14 protein-coding genes are annotated in these 17,541 nt (G+C 68.5%); 7 read left to right on the top strand and 7 right to left on the bottom strand.

Going from position 1 to position 17,541, the window contains the following annotated elements:
- The first annotated feature begins 289 nt into the window (after positions 1–289).
- Entirely contained in the window at positions 290–1,156 is an 867-nt protein-coding gene (locus ACY34H_RS02110; RefSeq protein WP_464975825.1) for a GGDEF domain-containing protein, read from the top strand.
- On the top strand, positions 1,156–2,163 hold the full coding sequence (locus ACY34H_RS02105; protein ID WP_464976070.1) for an AraC family transcriptional regulator: 1,008 nt from the start codon (positions 1,156–1,158) through the stop codon (positions 2,161–2,163). Before ACY34H_RS02110 ends, ACY34H_RS02105 begins: the two co-directional genes overlap by 1 nt.
- 17 nt (positions 2,164–2,180) lie before the next feature.
- On the opposite strand, the gene cphA is transcribed toward ACY34H_RS02105, so the two are convergent.
- The 5 genes from cphA to ACY34H_RS02080 all read right to left on the bottom strand — a co-directional run bounded on the left by cphA (position 2,181) and on the right by ACY34H_RS02080 (position 9,209).
- Positions 2,181–4,826 carry a cyanophycin synthetase gene (cphA, locus tag ACY34H_RS02100; protein WP_464975824.1) on the bottom strand — a complete coding sequence of 882 codons (2,646 nt, stop codon included), beginning with the start codon at positions 4,824–4,826 and terminating at the stop codon, positions 2,181–2,183.
- Positions 4,823–5,725, bottom strand: a complete 903-nt coding sequence (locus ACY34H_RS02095; RefSeq protein WP_464975823.1) for a cyanophycinase — start codon at positions 5,723–5,725, stop codon at positions 4,823–4,825. The genes cphA and ACY34H_RS02095 overlap by 4 nt, the downstream gene beginning before the upstream one ends.
- Positions 5,722–6,618: an isoaspartyl peptidase/L-asparaginase gene (locus tag ACY34H_RS02090; RefSeq protein WP_464975822.1), complete on the bottom strand. Its 897-nt coding sequence runs from the start codon at positions 6,616–6,618 to the stop codon at positions 5,722–5,724. Before ACY34H_RS02090 ends, ACY34H_RS02095 begins: the two co-directional genes overlap by 4 nt.
- A gap of 21 nt (positions 6,619–6,639) precedes the next feature.
- Positions 6,640–7,689 (bottom strand): methyltransferase, encoded by a 1,050-nt coding sequence (locus ACY34H_RS02085; RefSeq protein ID WP_464975821.1) that lies wholly within the window; start codon positions 7,687–7,689, stop codon positions 6,640–6,642.
- A gap of 77 nt (positions 7,690–7,766) precedes the next feature.
- Positions 7,767–9,209 (bottom strand): iron-containing redox enzyme family protein, encoded by a 1,443-nt coding sequence (locus ACY34H_RS02080; RefSeq protein WP_464975820.1) that lies wholly within the window; start codon positions 9,207–9,209, stop codon positions 7,767–7,769.
- Between the two features lie 317 nt (positions 9,210–9,526).
- Between ACY34H_RS02080 and ACY34H_RS02075 the strand changes: the two genes are divergently transcribed.
- Positions 9,527–10,732: a glycosyltransferase gene (locus tag ACY34H_RS02075; RefSeq protein WP_464975819.1), complete on the top strand. Its 1,206-nt coding sequence runs from the start codon at positions 9,527–9,529 to the stop codon at positions 10,730–10,732.
- An 18-nt stretch (positions 10,733–10,750) separates the two neighbouring features.
- Here the strand turns inward: ACY34H_RS02075 and ACY34H_RS02070 are convergent, their stop codons facing one another.
- Together ACY34H_RS02070 and ACY34H_RS02065 are read right to left on the bottom strand one after the other, a co-directional pair.
- Positions 10,751–11,128, bottom strand: coding sequence for a hypothetical protein (locus ACY34H_RS02070; protein ID WP_464975818.1), 378 nt, complete (start codon positions 11,126–11,128; stop codon positions 10,751–10,753).
- 196 nt (positions 11,129–11,324) lie between these two features.
- Complete coding sequence (locus tag ACY34H_RS02065) at positions 11,325–12,395, bottom strand: flavodoxin family protein (RefSeq protein WP_464975817.1); 1,071 nt, start codon at positions 12,393–12,395, stop codon at positions 11,325–11,327.
- A 227-nt stretch (positions 12,396–12,622) separates the two neighbouring features.
- Between ACY34H_RS02065 and ACY34H_RS02060 the strand changes: the two genes are divergently transcribed.
- The 4 genes from ACY34H_RS02060 to ACY34H_RS02045 are packed head-to-tail and all read left to right on the top strand — an operon-like array spanning position 12,623 to position 17,527.
- The gene (locus tag ACY34H_RS02060) at positions 12,623–14,020 is read left to right on the top strand and encodes a class I SAM-dependent methyltransferase (RefSeq protein ID WP_464975816.1); all 1,398 of its coding nucleotides are present in this window, start codon (positions 12,623–12,625) and stop codon (positions 14,018–14,020) included.
- A complete protein-coding gene (locus tag ACY34H_RS02055; RefSeq protein ID WP_464975815.1) occupies positions 14,020–15,360 on the top strand; it encodes a sensor histidine kinase in 1,341 nt (446 codons plus the stop codon). Before ACY34H_RS02060 ends, ACY34H_RS02055 begins: the two co-directional genes overlap by 1 nt.
- Positions 15,360–16,553, top strand: a complete 1,194-nt coding sequence (locus ACY34H_RS02050) for a hybrid sensor histidine kinase/response regulator (protein ID WP_464975814.1) — start codon at positions 15,360–15,362, stop codon at positions 16,551–16,553. The genes ACY34H_RS02055 and ACY34H_RS02050 overlap by 1 nt, the downstream gene beginning before the upstream one ends.
- The gene (locus tag ACY34H_RS02045) at positions 16,550–17,527 is read left to right on the top strand and encodes a response regulator (RefSeq protein WP_464975813.1); all 978 of its coding nucleotides are present in this window, start codon (positions 16,550–16,552) and stop codon (positions 17,525–17,527) included. The genes ACY34H_RS02050 and ACY34H_RS02045 overlap by 4 nt, the downstream gene beginning before the upstream one ends.
- Positions 17,528–17,541: the final 14 nt, after the last annotated feature.

Raw genomic sequence — 17,541 nt, 5'->3', positions numbered from 1 at the left:
GGCGTGGCTTGTAGTTGAAGTGGGGCGGATTCTAGGCAGCCCATGTGACGGATCGGTGACAGCCCGCCGCATCCCTGTGCGATGGCAGGCGAATTGAGCTGAATTGACCCGTTGCCCGGTGCAGCCGGCGATGGCGGAGCAGGGCGGAGGAGGGCAGGCGAGGACTGCGGCGTAAAAAATGACGGCCGGCGGTGAGCCGATCGCACCCCGGGCGGCGGCGCAACGCCGTTGCCCTTCCGGGCGCGCGCCGTCATCACCTTGTCACAACGGCACGCTAGGCTCGCCGGTCATGAACACGATCCAGCGCCACGCACTCATCGCCGCCGGCTTTTCCGGCACATCGGTCGCCCTGCTGTATGCCGGTGCCGGTACCACGAAACCCTTCGCCGCCTGGAAGTGGTTCGATATCGCCAGCGAGGGCGGCACCGCGCTGGTCGCCGCTGCCTGGTGCCTGATCGTGCTGGGTGCCCGGCCGGACGGCCACGTGACGCGCCTGCTGGCGGCCGGCTTCGCCGCCATCATGCTCGGGTCCTGGGCCGACTGCATGGACGAGGTTTTCATTATCGACAAGGCGGCGCTGTGGGATCACGCGCTGGAGGCGCTGGTCCCGCTGGGCATGGTCGTGCTGACCGCTGGCATGGTGACCTGGCGCCAGGAGCAGGCCAGTCTGACCGAGCACCTGAAGAAGCGCGAGCGGCTGTTCCGCGACCACCGCGCCTTCGACCGGGTGACGCAACTGGCCGACGCGCGCTACCTGCGCGCCCAGCTTGAAAGGCAGACCGGCAGCTGCGCGCTGGTGCTGCTCGATATCGACGGCTTTCACCGCATCAACCGCGAACATGGCCAGGCGGAAGGCGACCGCGTGCTGCAGGCCGTCAGCCACATGCTGCTGCTGAACCTCCGCAACGACGACCTGCTGTGCCGCTATGCCGGCGACCGGTTCGCGGTGCTGATGCCGGGCCTGGGCGACGCCGCGGCGCGCGATGTCGCGCGCCACCTGTGCGTGATGGTGGCGATGATGCGGCACTTCACCAGCAATGCCGGCAGCCAGCCGGTGCCCCTGACGCTGCGCCACAGCTGCGCGCAGGCCAACGGCGTCGCCGGCCGCACACCGGACATGGTACTGGCCGACCTGTGCCGCCAGGTGGACGCGTGATGGCCTGGCGCGGCGCCGCCGACCCGTCGATCCCGGCGCACCAGCAGCCGTCGCTGGTGCTGGCGTACGCCGCTTCGCGCGACATCGATGAAGCCGCGCTGCTGCGCGGCACCGGAATGGCTGCGGCAACCGCGCCCGGCACGCTGGTGGCGCCGGCCCAGTACCTGCAGCTGCTGTCGAACGCCCTGCGCGCGCTGGACAGCCCCGACACCAGCTTCATGCTGGGCCAGCAACTGCTGCCAGGCCACGACGGCGCGCCCAGCAACGCCCTGGTGCAGGCGCCGACGCTGCGTGACGCGCTGGCCATCCTGTGCCGCTGGCACGCACGGCTGACACCGCTGCTGCGGCCGCGCCTGGAAACATGGGACGGCATGGCGGCGCTGTACTGGATCGACAGCCACGGTGCGCCCAGCCTGCGGCCGGCCCTGGTCGAAATGTACATGACGGCCGTGGTGGCCCTATGCCGCTGGCTGGGCGGCGAGCGGCTGCCGTGGCGCTTCTGCTTCAACCGCGCCGCACCCCGGCACGTGGAACAGCACCATGTGCACCTGGGCAGCGCGCTGCGCTTCGACTGCCAGTTCGACGCAATGCTGATCGACGGCGACTGGCTGGACCGGCCCTGGCCGCGCGGCAGCGCGCTGGCCGCCGCCCTGGCGCTGCGCGCCGCCGAGGGCGAAGCAGAGCGGCCCGCCGGGCTGCTGGCGGCGCTGTACGACTATCTGCTGGAGCGGGTGCGCACCGCGCCTTCGCTGGACCGCGCCGCCGCCGACTTCGGCGTCAGCCCGGCCACGCTGAAGCGGCAGCTGGCGCGCCACGGCACGCATTTCCAGGCCGAACTGGACCAGGTGCGCACCCATGTGGCGCTGTGGATGTTCCATGCGCAGGGAGCCGACAACGAGGCCGTGGCGCGCTACCTGGGGTTCCACGATGCGGCGAACTTCCGGCGCTCCTTCAAGCGCTGGACCGGGGTAACGCCGTGGCTGCTGCGGGCCGGAATGGCGGGGTGAGGGATCAGGTGGTCAAATCAGGTGGTCAATAAGGCCGCCTGCTCGGCAATCCTGCGCGCGCTGTCCGGATCGCTTTCGCGCAGCGCTTCGACCACCTCGTTCAGCGACGAGCCGCAGGCAAACACCATCACGTCGCCCGGCTGGCACAGCGACAGGCCGTACCGCAGCGCCTCGTGACCATGCAGCCGGTTGTGGATCGTTTCCGGCGCCTTGCCGCTGGCGCCCGCGCCGGCCAGCATCAGGCGCGCGCAGTCGCCGGCGCCGCGCCCGCGGTTGTTCGATTCGTAGACGACGATCGCGTCGAAGCCGCGCGCGCAGGTGTCGCCGACCGCTTCGAGATCCTGGTCGCGGCGGTCGCCCGGCGCGGTGATCACGCCCACCGTGCGGCCTGTCGCCAGGCCGCGCGCCATGCACGACAGCGCCGCATAGGCGGCCGGATTGTGCGCGTAGTCGACCACCACGGTGACGCCGCGCACGTCGAACACGTTGCTGCGCAGCGGGTTGCTGCGGCCATCCGAGACGAAGCCTGCCAGCCCGGCGGCGATGCGCTCCGGCGTGAAGCCCGAGGCGAGCAGCGCGGCGGCGGCCGCCAGCCCGTTGGCGATGTTGTAGCGTGCATGGCCGCCCAGCGTGGACGGCATGTCGGCCGCCGCCAGCAGTACCTGGTGGCGCATGCCGTCGGCGATCACCAACTGGCCATCCCGCAGGTAGGCGCCGCGGCCGCCGTTGTGCAGGTGCTTGAGCAGCACTGGGTTGTCCGGATCGAGCGCGAAGAACAGCACCTCGAGCCGCTCCATCAGCCGGTCGGCCATGCGCACGCAATGGCGGTCCTCGGCGTTGAGGACCACGCAGCGCGAAGCGGCATTGGCGACCACGCCTTTCACGCGCGCCAGGTCCTCGACGGTATTGACGCCGTCCAGGCCCAGGTGGTCGGCGCTGATGTTCAGCACCACGGCCACGTCGCAGCGGTCGAATGCCAGTCCGCGCTTGAGGATGCCGCCGCGCGCCGTCTCCAGCACGGCGAAATCGACGGTCGGATCGGTCAGCACGGTGCGCGCCGACCAGTAGCCGCTGCAGTCGCCGCTGACGATGCGGCGGCCGTCGATGTACACGCCTTCAGTGGTCGTCACGCCGGTGCGCAGGCCGGCCATGCGCACGCAGTGGGCCGCCATCAGCGTGGTGGTGGTCTTGCCGTTGGTACCGGTGATGGCGATCACGGGGATGCGGCCATTGTCGCCGCCATACATCGCCTCGACGATGGCGTCGCCCGCGTCGCGCGGCGTGCCGGCGGCCGGGTACTGGTGCATGCGGATGCCCGGCGCGGCATTGACTTCGATGATCGCGCCGCCCTGTTCGGCCAGCGGCCGGGCGATATCGCGGCAGACCAGGTCGATGCCGGCGACGTCCAGCCCGATCTTCTTCGCCGCACTCACGCAGGCGGCGCGGGTCTCGTCCGGCAGGCGGTCCGTCACGTCCTCGGCGGTGCCTCCGGTGGACAGGTTGGCATTGCCGCGCAGCGTGACGGGGACGCCGACCGGCGGCACGCTGTCGAAGCCGTAGCCCTGTTTCTGGAGGGCCTGCAGGGCATGGTCGTCGAGCGGGATCTGCGTCAGGATATTGGCATGGCCCTTGCCGCGCGCCGGATTGCCATTCTCGATGGCGACCAGTTCGCGGATCGTGCGGTGGCCATCGCCGGTGACGGCCGGCGGGCGCCGCAGCGAAGCGGCCGCGACGACGTCGCCGGCAACGAGCACGCGGTAATCCTGGCCCTCGATGAAGCGCTCGACGATGACGCTGCGCGAGAAGTTGCGGGCCGCCTCGAATGCCGCCGCCACTTCGTCCGGCGTGCCGCACTGGGTACTGACGCCCTTGCCTTGGTTGGCATCGAGCGGTTTCACGGTGACCGTGCCGCGCAGTTTGCGCGCGGCGCGCAGCGCCTCGTCGGCCGTCGCCACCACGGCGCCGCCCGGCACCGGCACGCCGGCTTCCTTCAGCAGCGCCTTCGTCAATGCCTTGTCGCTGGCGATGCGGCAGGCGATATTGCTGGCGTCGCCCGTCATCGTGGCCTGCAGCCGCTTTTGCCGGCTGCCCCAGCCCAGCTGGAACAGGTTGCCGGTCTCGGTGATGCGGAAATAGGGAATGCGGCGCCGGCGCGCCGCCTTCAGGATCGCCGCGGTGCTGGTGCCGACCGCATGGCGTTCGGCCGTGCGGCGCAGCGCCGCCAGCGGTTCGTCGAGGTCGAAGGGTTCGCCCCGGGCCAGCGCGTCCACCAGCGCCATGGCGATATCGAACGCCTCTTCGGCTACCTCTTCAACCTTGTACGCGCACACTACGCGGAACACGCCGGGCTGGCCGCGCACGCGGCGCGTGCGGCCGAAGCCGACCGGCGTGCCGGCCAGGCATTGCAGCTCGAGCGCGACGTGCTCGATGATGTGGCCCATGTAGGTGCCGTCGCGCAGCCGCTCGGCAAAGCCGCCGTAGTGGCCGGGCGAGCAGCGGTGCGCCATCAGGCTCGGCAGCAGGCGCAGCAGGGCGTCGGAAAAGCCGGCAACGTCGGTCGACGCCACTTCATGCAGGTCGCCGAGATCGAGGATCGTCAGCAGGCAGGGCCGCGCGGCGTAGAGGTTGGGGCCGCGCAGCACGCGCTGGTCCAGGATGTTCATGAAAGTGGATTCCTCTTGGTGACGTTGCGGACGAAGTCGGTAAGCGCGGCCGGCGTGTCGCGGGTGGCGTCCGGCGGCAGGCCGTGCGGGTGATTGATTTCCTCGGGCAGCGCGAAGCTGCTGCCGGCCGGCAGCAGGTGCAGGCGCACGTCGATCAGCTGTGGCGTGCCGCCCGAAGGAATGTCGGCCACGTTCGAGATCATGGTGCGGCCGTCGACCACGGTCACGCTGCCGGCGCCGATCACTTCGATGCCGACGCCGCGCTCGACCACCAGCGCCGTGTCCTCGTCGATGCCGATGCCGAGCAGGTAAGGGTTCTGCGCCACGATCGTCAGCAGCCGCGCCAGCCGGTGCCGCTCGCTGAAGTGCTGGTCGATCACGACCCGCTGCACGAAGCCGAGGCCGGCGCCCAGGCTGACGGAACCCTTCTCGGGCAGCAGGTCGGCCTTGCCGTCGGCCAGCATGTGGCCGCACATCGCCGACGCCCCGGCACTGGTACCGCCAATGCAGGCGCCCGATTCCTTCAGCGCGCGGTGCATCGCCTCGTCGAGCAGCGTGCCGCCGATCATGGCCAGCAGCCGCTTCTGGTCGCCGCCGGTCATCCAGATGCCGTCGCAGCCGCGTACGCGCGCGGCCAGGGCTGCATCGTTCGCGGTGGCGCGGTCCGGCAGATCGACACGGACCACGTCGCGCACGCCGATTTCGCGGAACACGCTGTCGTAGCGCTCCCACATCACGTCCGGCACGCGGCTCGCCGCCGTGATCACGGCGATGGTGGCCTGCGTGCCGCCGCACAGCTGCACGAAGCGGGACAGGATTTCCTTGCTGTTCTCGCGGTCTTCATGGCCGCCGACGATGACGAGATGGCCATGCTGGCTGCGGTCGAAATGCCCGGTCATGCGCGGACCTCCGCGCACGGCATCTCGCGGTTGCTGTGCATGCCTGCCGCGGTCCGGTTGACCGCGATGACGCCGACATCGATTTCCTCGGGCAGCAGCGCGACGCCGCGCTGTACTGCCTCGGTAACGGGCATGCCGCCGGCGATCCAGCCGTATACGGTGTAGGCCAGCAGGTGGCGCACGATGTGCTCGCCGATGCCGGTGACGGCCACCGCGCCTTCCGCGCCGGCATAGAAGCCGCTGCCGATGATCGGGGTGTCGCCGACCCGGCCCAGCAGCGACGGCGCCGAACCGCCGGTGGAGCAGGCCACGGCAAAGTTGCCCGCGGCATCGCGCACTACCGAACCGACCGTGTCGCAGGGCGTGAATTCGGGTGGCGTATCGTAGTTCCAGTAATCCCTGAAGGCGCGGTTGGCAATGCCCGGCGTGGCCGGTGTACCGCCGCCCAGCGTGGCCATCAGGCGCGCGTGTTTCGCGCGTTGCCGTTCGCTGATCGCGTGGTGGACCGCAAAACCGGCCGTGCGGGCAAATCGCTCGGCGCCTTCGCCGGCCAGCAGCCAGTGCGGTGTGCGCGACACCGCCCGGGCCACCAGCACCGGGTTCTTGACCCTCTGGAGGCAGGCGACGGCGCCCAGCGCGCCCTGCGAATCCATCACGGCGGCGTCCATCTCGACGGTGCGGCCGTCGAGGCACAGCACGGAACCGCTGCCGGCGTTGTAGCGGCCGTCGTCTTCCAGCGCCACCACGGCGGCGATAGCGCCGTCGAGCGCGCCGCCGCCGCCGGCGAGCCGGTCGAGTGCCGCGCTGGCGGCGAACTGGCAGCCGTCGTCCTGGTCACGGCTGCCGCCTGCGCCGCCGTGGGTCACGACGGTCGCTTGAAATGGTTGATTCATGGGGTCACTCGGCGGATGGGATCAATGCAGGGGTCTGGAGGCCTTCAGCCATACGGCCGCGATGCGGTCCGCCTCGGCGTAGGCCGGGGTGTCGAGTTCTTCGCCGAACACGTCGGGATCGATTTCCTCGTAGTGCCAGTGCATGCCGGCCTGCGCCAGCAGCGGCTCGATGCGGCGCAGGAACGGGTCGTCGTTGTTGAGCATGACCACGCCGGTGTACAGCAGCAGGCTGCCACCCGGCGCCAGCCGCGTCAGCGCCTGCTTCGTCAGGGACAGCGACAGGCCGGCACCGAGCTCGCCGCCGCCGTGGCGGTACGCGCGTTCGGACTTGTCCAGCAGGTAGGGCGGGTTCGAGACGATCAGGTCGAATTCTCCGGGCACGTCCGACAGCAGGTTGCTGTGCCGGACGGCGACGTTCGCCAGGCCGGCCAACTGCGCGTTGACGCGGCACAGGTGCATGGCGCGCTCGTTGATGTCCAGCGCCAGCACTTCCGCGTCCGGGCACCGGCGCGCTATGGTCAGGGCACCCGGACCGCCGCCTGCGCCCACGTCGGCCGCGCGTCGCACGGGGCGGCCGGCGGCGGCGATCACGGCCAGTTCCGCCCGCAGTGCGCGCGCGAAGCGGTAGGTGTCAGGGCCGAAGAATACGGCATCGGCTTCGCTGGTCGGATAGGCGGAATGAAAATACAGCTCGCCGTCGAGCGTGGACGCGCGCAGCGTGGAACGCCAGCCGTCGCGGTGCGGCTGCGCGATGCCGGCACGGATCATCAGCGCCAGCAGCTCGGCCGGCAGGGCATCGGCCAGGAATGGCCGGCTCCAGCCGAAAATGTCGGCGACGTCGCGAGCCCACACGTGGTCGCTGCGCGCCTTCACGCGGCTGTGCGTGGCCGGCGTCACCGTGGTAAAGCGGTAGCCCGCGGCGCGCAGCGCCCGGCCCAGTTCTTCCAGCGCGGCCGGATCCGGCAGCACCTGGGCGCGCGGGACCGCGATCGCATGGGCGCCCGCATCGACAGGCGCCGCGGCGGCGGTCTCCAGGACGGGCACGCCCCCGCTGGCAATGGCATTCATCATCGGATCCCCTCGGTTGTATTAATAGTTATAGGCTGCTGATGCCGTACCGGAGCGTTGCCGGCGCTGGCGTGTCCGGGTCACTGAACCAGGCGGGTGAATACGCGCGTGGCCATCAGGCCGGCGGACGTATGGTGCTGGTTCGGCGCCATCAGGCCGATCAGCAGCGCCATTGCCTCGTCCTTGCTTGCCGTGGCAGCCAGCTGGGCTTCGAGCAGGCGCAGTTCGCAGCCGATGGTCTGCCACGCATGCTCGTCGGCAGGGAAGGTGTGGCGGATTACGCTGCGCGGTGCATGGTTGCGGACGGGTGGCGATTCCAGCGTGTCGAGGCTGCGGCGCAGCGCGCGATGGCTCGGCACGCGGGCAATCGTCGGCTCGCTGCCGTCGCGCGGGGTCACGATCCAGTCTTCCAGCAACTGCTGCTCGTAGGCGCTGAAGACGCCGAACATCTCGGCCCGTTCGCCGTGGATCAGCTTCCAGAACCGGCTGTTCCCGGCCGGCTCGCCGCGGCGAATCCAGCCCTGCTGCTCGAGTTTTTCCAGGAATTGCGGGATCTGGGCCGGATCGGCCAGCCAGTCGTTGATGGTGCGGCCCGCAACGCGGCAGTAATCCGAGTGCATGTTCTTGCCTACCGCGGCCTTGGCGGCCAGCATCGCCACGGTTTCACGCTCCAGGTCGAACGAGGCGATCGCCTCGACGGTGCCGATACCGAGGTCGTTGAGGCGGAAGCCGGCCGCCACGCGGCGCAGGAACGCGGCGCTGTCGCCGACCCGCGGCAGCAGCCGTTTTACGCCTTCCAGCGCCGTGTGGGCGTGGCCGGTATCGGCGTTGTCGACGGTGACGTGAAGCGTGAAGTAATAAGGATCGATGCCGAGCTCGTTCAATTCGTAGGACGTGATCAGCAGGTGCAGGGGCAGCTGCTCGTAGCCCAGGTTGTAGCCGGCGAGTTCCGGCAGGAAGTCATCCGCGGAGGCCGCCAGCGCGAGCTGGATCGCTCCCTGCACGAAATGCGGTTCCGGCAGATCCTGCCAGTGCTCGCAGCCATGCTGTTCGAGCAGTTTGCGGTAGATGGTGACGTGGTTCTTGTCCGGCACGCCGTTGCCCAGTTCTTCCAGGTAGATGCGGATCAGCGCCTGGTAGTCGGGATCCTGCCAACGGTCGAGCACACCATACAGCCATGCGCCATCGACCAGCTTGGTGGGGGCTACGGCTTTCAGGAAATACAGCGCCTGCGAGCGGGTCTTGAAGAAGCGCCGTGGCGCACCGTTCTTGCGAGCCGCCAGGTACGCGCGGTACTCGGTACCGACGGCATCGGTATGGCGCGTGATCCAGGCCGCCATCTCGTCGATCGTGGCCGGCAGGTCGCACGGCAGTTGCGCCGCTTCGGCCAGGCGCTCTTCCAGGAAGCTTGCCGCCAGGGCGGGATCGGCGCCGTCGTACAGGGAATGATAGACGGACCTGGCATCGTCGAGGTCGAGGTCGATGCCGGTTGCGGGACGTTGGGCGAGGGCGGTGTTGGTCATTCGTGTCTCTTTATGCGGGCTTGTCGTGGCAGATGCCTGGCGGATTCGCGCTGAATTCGTTGCACCTTGGTGGCTGCTTTGCGTTGACTGCCATTAATAGCGTTGTCATCTGTATAACGAGTATGCGGTGCCACTGCTGCGCTGAGTAGCAGCTAGCATCCCGTGCCCGTGTAAGAGACGGATTACAGGAATGAGATTTCCACTCACCCGCGGCTCTCGTATAATGGTTGCGCCACGCATTGCCGGCTCACCGCACCGCCGACCGGCGGCCCTGCATCGCCCATTGGGCGCCTGGACTCTGGAGCGTATGGTACAACATGGCACACATACACCTGGCCTGGGAAATCGGCGGAGGACTGGGCCATGCGGCCCGCCTGAAGACGCTGGCGCGCGTGCTGCTGGCGCGCGGCCACCGCGTAAGCCTGTCGCTGCGCGACCTGGGCTATACCCAGCGCGTGCTGGCCGACCTGCCCGTGCCGCGCTTCCAGGCTCCCGTGTGGCTGCATCGTACCGACGGCATGCCGCCCAACCACGCGAGCCTGGCTGAAATCCTGCTTGCCGCCGGCTACCTGGAAGTGCCCGGCCTGGCCGGGCTGGCGGGCGGCTGGCGCACCCTGTTCGACTTGCTGGAACCCGACCTGGTGGTGGCCGACTACGCGCCCACGGCGCTGCTGGCCGCGCGCACGCTGCAGGTGCCGACGGCTTCCGTCGGCATCGGTTTCTACAGCCCGCCCTCGGACAGCGCCTTGCCCTGCCTGCGTGACTGGGAAGGCGTGGCGCCGCAGCGCCTGGCCAGGGCCGAGGCGCACCTGCTCAATGTCGCGAACGCCGTGCTGGAGATGCATGGTGCCCCGGAGCTGCTGCATGCGTCGCGCCTGCTGGTGGGCGACACGCCACTGCTGTGCACGTGGCCGGAGTTCGATCACTACGGCCGCCCGGCGGGCGGCGCCGAATGGCTGGGGCCCGTGACGATGCCGGTGGGCGGCGCCGTGCCGGCCTGGCCGCCCGGCAGCGGCCCGCGCGTGTTCGCCTACCTGAAGCACGATCATGCGGGCCATGCCGCCGTGCTGCAGGCACTGGTGGACGAGGGCTGCCGCGTGCTGTGCTACCTGCCCGAGGTGGCGGCCGGACGGGCCGCGCCGTTGCGCTCGCCGTCGATCGCCTATTCGGCGCAGCCGGTGGCCATGGAAGCGGCGCTGAGCGGCGCCGCGCTGTGCGTGTGCCATGCCGGCGAAGCCACGGTGGTGCAAGCCGCGCTGGCCGGCGTGCCTGTGCTGATGCTGCCGATGCAGCTGGAGCAGTACCTGATGGCGCGGCGGGTCGAGAGCTGGGGCGGCGGCGTCAATGGCGCGCGGGTCAAGCCGGATGGCGACTGGCGCGCCGTGGTGCGGCTGTTGCTGGACGACAGCCGCTTCCGCGCGGCGGCCGCGGCGTTGGCGCACCGGCGCGGCGAACGGACCGCGCTGGAGCGGGCCGAGCGGGTGGTTGACCTGTTCGAGCGGCAGATCGCGGCGCGGCCGTGAACACCCTGCCGGCGACGGCTATTTGTGCCCGCCCATGACGATCGGGTCGGTGTCCTCGTCCCACGACATGGCGAACTCGACGCCTTGCCACCGGGGGCTGGCCAGATCCCAAGGATTGGCGGGATCCTTGCGTGGACGGCGAAATCCATAGACCAGGCAGGACAGGTCCTGTTCCACCAGCCGCTGCACTTCCCGTTCGAAGTCAGCATTGCAGAGTACCGGCGCATGGGCGAAGAAGTCCTCGCCTTCCCATGGCGACTGCAGACTGAATACGCGCCACAGGTACTTGTAGAAGCGCGGGTTTCCCTGCGGAGCGGGCGAACCGCTGGCATATCGGATGCCCGGCTTGCCTTCCCAGTGCGCATTTTCGAGGTTCTTGTAGGTCGGTTTTCGCATGGTCGGCTATGCTGGCGATGATGAAGGACCGCGCGTCCCGGCCGAAACTGCCGCCACGCGCGCTATCCGGAAGGTGGGCACTTCGCCAGCGGATGCATGTCACGCATGCTCCATGGCTGCCGCGAGAACTTAATGGAAATTCGCTGCCAATGCAAGCCGGCGGTCGCGCCTTCGCTCCGGGTGGCCGGCGCCCGCCTTATTTCGGCCGCGGCTTGCGCAAGCGCGCATCCGGCGGCACCAGCTTGCCGGCGCGGATCTGGCGCACCGCCTCGGCGACCGCCCGTGCGCTGTTGCGCACTTCCTCCTGCAGCGGCGCATCCCGGTCCAGCACGTCGTGGCTGTCGGCGTACGATTCGTAATAGCCGATGTACCGGTCCAGCACGGCCTGCTGGCCGGCGCCGATCAGGCCCATCCAGTCGAGCCAGTCGGCCAGGTTCCTGCGCTGGCTTTCCACGCCGGCCACGTCGCCGTGCACGAACACGCCATAGGCCCGCCCAGCCAGGTGCTTCGGATAGTCCCAGCCGCGCAGTTCCAGCTCCTTCGCCTTGTCCGCGTCCTTGCCACCGGTGCTGGAAGGGTCGGGATTGCCGCCGTCCGCACAGACCAGCCGGTCGATCATCAGTTTCAACGGCGACGGCGACTGGTACCAGTAGGTGGACGCCACGATCAGCACGCCGTGCGCCAGCACCCAGCGCTCGTAGATCTCGTTCATCCAGTCGTTTACCTGGTTCAGGCTGTGGTTCGGATAGCAGCTGCAGGGCCAGTGGCACAGCGGCATTGCCGTCGACACGCAGCCCTTGCACGGATGGATGTGGTGGTCGTACGTGGAAGTGAGCTGCGACAGGTCGAGCACGTCGGCTTCGATGCCTTCCGTTTCCAGCGCGGTGCGTGCCCACTGCACCATGCGGAAGGTCTTCGACATTTCGCTCGGACAGGAACCGTCATTGCGCGAGCTGCCGCAGATCAGCAGCACGCGGGACGGCGTGGCCGGGTCCTTCTGGCGCCGCTCGGCGTCCAGCAGGCGGTCGCGCGCTGCCTTCCATTCGGCGGAGAGATCGTAGTCCGGGTCGGCAAAGCCGGGGCCGGCCTTGACGGTGATGGGCGCCTTGCGGCCTTCGCAGTAGTTGCGCCAGGCGATTTCCTCCAGCCTGGCGATGTCGTCGCGCAGCGGATCGAAGCGCGGATCGTAGAACGACTGGATAAACTTGCGGTGGAACGCTTCGCGGTCCAGTTTGCCTGGCGCCTGGCCGGTGCGGACATGGGTCATGTGTACTTTCCTCCAGTACCGGTACTGTGTCATCCGCCGGCTGGCGCCTCTGTACGGTAGCGTACCGTCCTGGACAGGACCGGAAACCGTGGCGCCGTTCTTGTACGGATGTCAAAAGTCCTTGATAACACGATATTTTTTATCCCTCGGCGGCGCAGGGGAGTTCGTTGCAGGGTGCCCGGCATCCATGTACACTCGGCATTAATATTGCAAGCATAAGCCCACTCGTGTACTCACCAACGCACATCGATCCCGTCGTCAGCTTCTACAATACCCAAGGCGAGGCGGTTCGCGCCACGATCGTCAACCTGCAGCGCCGCTCGCTGGTGATGGAAGTCTACAATCCCTGGTCGATCGTCCAGGTCAGCGAGGTGCTCAGCGAGCTGACGGTACGCATGGGCACCCGCAGTGCTTATATCGGCAAGGCGGTCGTCATCAGCATGGTGAACACCGGCCTGACGGCGATCGTGTCCGTCAGCCTGACCGACGAATGGCGCGAGCTCACGGAGGTGGCGCTGGCGCCGGGCGTGATGGGCCGGAAGGCCCAGGCCTTCGTCGACGAGTGGGGCGAACGCTTCCGCATCCGGCGCGACTACCAGATCGTCGTCAATGAAACGCGCGCCTTCCTGGCCGATGCCTCGCGCTGGCTGGAGCAGGTCGACCTGGCCGACGCGGCGCCGGGTACCAGGGCCGCGGCGAAACTGCCGGCCGAGTACTTCCATGAGCTGGCCGTGCCGCTGATGATCAAGATGAAGGCCTGCTTCGACCTGCTGAACCACGAAGCCTCGCTGGTCGAGGAAGAGCTGGCGCCGGCGCATCGCGCCTTTGCCCAGGCCGCGCTGCATCCGCTGATCCTGCGCGCGCCGTTCGTGTTCCGCACTTATACCAAGCCGCTCGGCTATGCCGGCGACTACCAGATGGTGAACCAGATCCTGGGCGACCCGCGCGAAGGGCCGAGCACCTATTTCCAGGTGGTCAACGCCGCCTTCCTGCAGACGGCCGTGGCCACGGCGCACCGCCACCGCATCGATATCCTGGTGCAGTACCTGGTCGGGCTGGCACAGCAGGCGCGCGCCGCCGGGCGGCCGTTCCGCGTGCTGAACGTGGGCTGCGGACCGGCCGAGGAAATCGCCCGCTTCCTGCAGAAGTTCGACCAGCCGGAACTGCTGTCGTTCCAGCTGGTCGACTTCTCCGCCGAAACGCTGGACTGGACACGCGAGCGGCTCGAGACGGTGCAGCGCGCCACCGGCCGCCGCACCGCGATCGAGTTCGTGCACGACTCGGTGCACCAGCTGCTCAAGCGCCGCGATACGGATGGCGCCGGGCAGGGCGAGTTCGATGCGGTGTACTGCGCCGGCCTGTTCGACTACCTGTCGGACAAGGTCTGCGCAAGGCTGAACGGCTACTTCGCCTCGCGTACCCGGCCGGGCGGCCGGCTGCTCGTCACCAACGTGCACAGCGCGAACCCGGAACGGTTCAGCATGGAACATGTGCTGGAGTGGTACCTGATCTACCGAGACGAGGCGAGGATGGCCGCCATCCTTCCGGCACGGCGCGGAGAAACCCATGTGTACACCGATCCCACCGGCGTGAACGTGTTCGCCGAAACCACGGTCGGACCTTGATGACCGCCGCCGCCACGCCGGTGCGCGGCAGCTATGCCAGGGAGCTGTCCGGATTCCACCTGATGCAGAGCCGGGCCTGCGCAGTCACCGTGATCGTGCTGGTGCTGCTGGGGATCGTGCTTGATTTCGCGGTCTACCCGGAGCAGATGGCGCGCTTTGCCCTGTTCCGGCTGGTCACCAGCCTCGGCGTGCTTGCCGGACTCGGCTTCCTGTACACGGGGTTCGGCAAGCGGCACGTGCACGCGGTGACGTTCGTGTGGCTCACGTTTCCGCAACTGATGATCGCGTGGATGATCCACGTGACGCAGGGCGAGGCGTCGCTGTTCTATGCCGGCATCATCCTGACGATCTTCGCGGTCGGCACGCTGTTTCCGGTGGGCTACATGTACACGCTGGGGTTCGGCGTGCTGACGCTGGTGGTGTACTGGGCGGCCTGCGTGACCCGGCCCGAGGGCGTGCTCGACCACGCAGCGCTGCTGTTCCATACGACGATCATCCTGTTTGCCGTGGCGGCCAGCACCGTGTACACGTTCTATAACGAACGCGGGCGGCGCCAGCTGTATGAACTGAAGGAAGAGCTTTCGTTGAAGAATGACGAACTGGAACGCACCAACCGCGATCTCGGCGACATCAAGGGCCAGATGATGCAGCAGGAAAAGATGGCCGCGCTGGGCACGCTGTCGGCCGGCTTGCTGCATGAAGTAAACAACCCGGTCAATTTCTGCATGATGGCGATCGACGTGGCGCTGGAAGACCCCGCCGCGCAGGGCAGCGCGCTGCTGCGCGAATGCCTCGAGGATGCCAAGCAGGGCATGCAGCGGGTGCAGTACATCGTGTCCGACCTGAAGACGTTCGCCTACCGCAAGGAGAATGTCGAGGGCGGCGCCTTCCTGCTCGAGCGCGCGCTCGACGCGGCGGTGCGCCTGGTCGGCCACGAAACAAAGGGGATCGCGATCCGGCGCGACATCGCCGGATCGACACTGGTGCTGGGCGACGAGGCGGCCATCATCGGGGTGCTGATCAACCTGCTCGGCAATGCCGCGCTGGCGCTGCGAAATGGCAGCACGGCGGCGCCGGAAATCGTGATCGGTGCCCGCGACGAGGGCGAGAGGCTGCGCATCACCGTCGAGGACAACGGCCCCGGCATCGAGGCCGAATTCCTGAGCCGCGTCTTCGAACCGTTTTTCACCACCCGCGAAGTGGGGCAGGGCCTGGGGCTGGGACTGTCGATCTGCTACAGCGTGGTACAGCGGCACGGCGGTCACCTGGCCGCCGAGAGCAAGCCTGGAGAATGGACCAGGTTCACATTCGACCTGCCACGGGCGGGCGAGGAGCGTTGATGGAACAGATCGCCGAACGGAGCACGCCGACCGTGCTGTACGTGGACGACGAGGACATGGCCCGCAAGTATTTTGGGCGTGCCTTCGGCAACGAATACCGGGTGCTGACCGCCCCCGGAGTGGATGCGGCGCTGGCGCTGCTGGCCGACCACGAGGTCGATGTGCTGGTCACCGACTACCGGATGCCGGGCAAGGCCGGCGGCGAACTGCTGCGCGAGGTGGAGCGTGCCTGGCCAGGGCTGGTGCGCATCCTCGTCACCGCCTACGCCGACAAGGACGTGCTGCTGGAAACGGTGAATGGTGGCGACGTGTTCCGCGTGCTGGAAAAGCCCTTGCGCCAGGACATGCTGCGGGAAGTGCTGCGGCTGGCCGCAGCCGAGGCTGACCGGCGCGGGCGCGACCGTGCGGCGCGCGACCATGGCCTGCTGGCGGTGGAAGAGACGGTGGCGTTCCTGTCGCACGAACTGGGCGCGCCGCTGGCCTCGATCGCCGGGTTTGCCAGCGCGCTGGCGCGGAGCGTGCGCGAGGATCCGGCGGAGCAGGATGGCGGCCTGCCCCTGCGCGCCCAGATCGGTAACGCCGTGGCGCACGTGGACGACAATGCCCGCTATTGCCGGTCGGTGCTCGACGCCCTGGTCGACTCCGTCAAGCGCGTGGCCGTGGTGCCCGCGGCCCGCGTGGCCAGCGGCAGCGCCCATGACATGGTGACGGCGCTGCTGGCTTCCTACCCGATGAGCGGCGCCGAGCGCGCCGTCATCACCGTCGACGTGCAGCACGACTTCGCGATTCGCGCGGCACCGAACTGCGTGGCGCTGGTATTGTCGAGCTTGCTCGGCAATGCGCTGGACGCGCTGCGCGGCAGTCCGGACCCGATCCTGCGCGTGACGGTGGGGGGCGGCGCGCGGCGCACGATCGCCGTCGGCGACAACGGTCCGGGCATTGCGCCCGAGATCCTGCACCGGCTGCTGCTCGATCCCGTGCCGATGCCGGGGCGCGAGGACGACGGCTGGAGCCTGATATTCTGCAATCGCGTGATGCAGTCCTTCGGCGGGCACCTGCGCGTCCAGTCGAGGCAGTATCCGGCGCACCCTGCTGCGCAGGATGCGGCACAGGATGCAATACGGGCTCCAGCGCACCAGCAGGGAACGACCGCCACGATGAATTTTCCAGAACCGCAAAAGGAACAAGCATGAGCGACGCTGCCAAATCATTGCCAGCCATCCTGTACGTCGATGATGAACCGACGGCACTGAAGTATTTCCAACGCGCGCTGGGCGCGCAAGCCACGGTATTGACGGCGGAATCGGTCGAGGAAGGCAAACGCATGCTGGACCAGCATGCCGATACCATTTCCGTGCTGGTGTCCGACCAGCGCATGCCCGGCGCGTATGGCAACGAGCTGCTGTTCCATGCGTGGGACAGGTATCCGCACATCGTGCGCATCCTGACCACGGCCTATTCCGAAATGGCGCACACCGTGGAAGCGGTCAACCAGGGGCAGATCCACCGCTACATCCAGAAGCCCTGGGACATCGCCGCGCTGCGCATGGAAATGAAGCAGGCGGTCGAACTGGCCCGGCTGCGGCGCGAGCATGCCCAGCTGCTGCGGGAAAAACTCCTGATCCGCCAGAAGCAGGCAGTCGCCAACCGTATCGGTACGCTCTATGCGCTGTGCGCCGGCGTGACCGGCGATGCCGGCGCGGTACCGATCGACGCCTATCTGTCGGCGGCGCTGTGCGCCGGACTGACGCCGCCGGAGCCGGACTGGCTGATGATGGATTACTCGGACCTGATCGGTTCCGAGTCATTCCGCAGTGCCGCATTCGGGTGCCTGGTGCGCGCCAGGCTCGATGCGCTGGCGGCCAGCGGCGCCCAGCCGGCCGACGTGCCCGGCCTGCTGGCCGAGGCGTTCGGCGATGGCTTCGAGCGCGCCGACGAGGGCGGCACCGTCGTGCACACCGCGCACCTCACCGAGTTCCTGGAAACGCCGACCGCCAGCGCGGTGTCGGGCCTGCACGCGTCCTGGCTGGCGGTGCTGCTGTGGCTGGGCCGGCATGGCCACACGCTGCAGATGTCCGGCGGACCGGATGGCGTGCGGGTGCGGCTGGCAATGGCCGATGCCGCGCCGACGCCGCAGCAGCTGGCAGGCTGGATCGAGCAGTTCTGACGATCGTCTCCACC

It is taken from the genome of Pseudoduganella sp. jia 9, from assembly GCF_055502615.1.
This window is presented reverse-complemented; position numbering and strand designations above follow the sequence as displayed.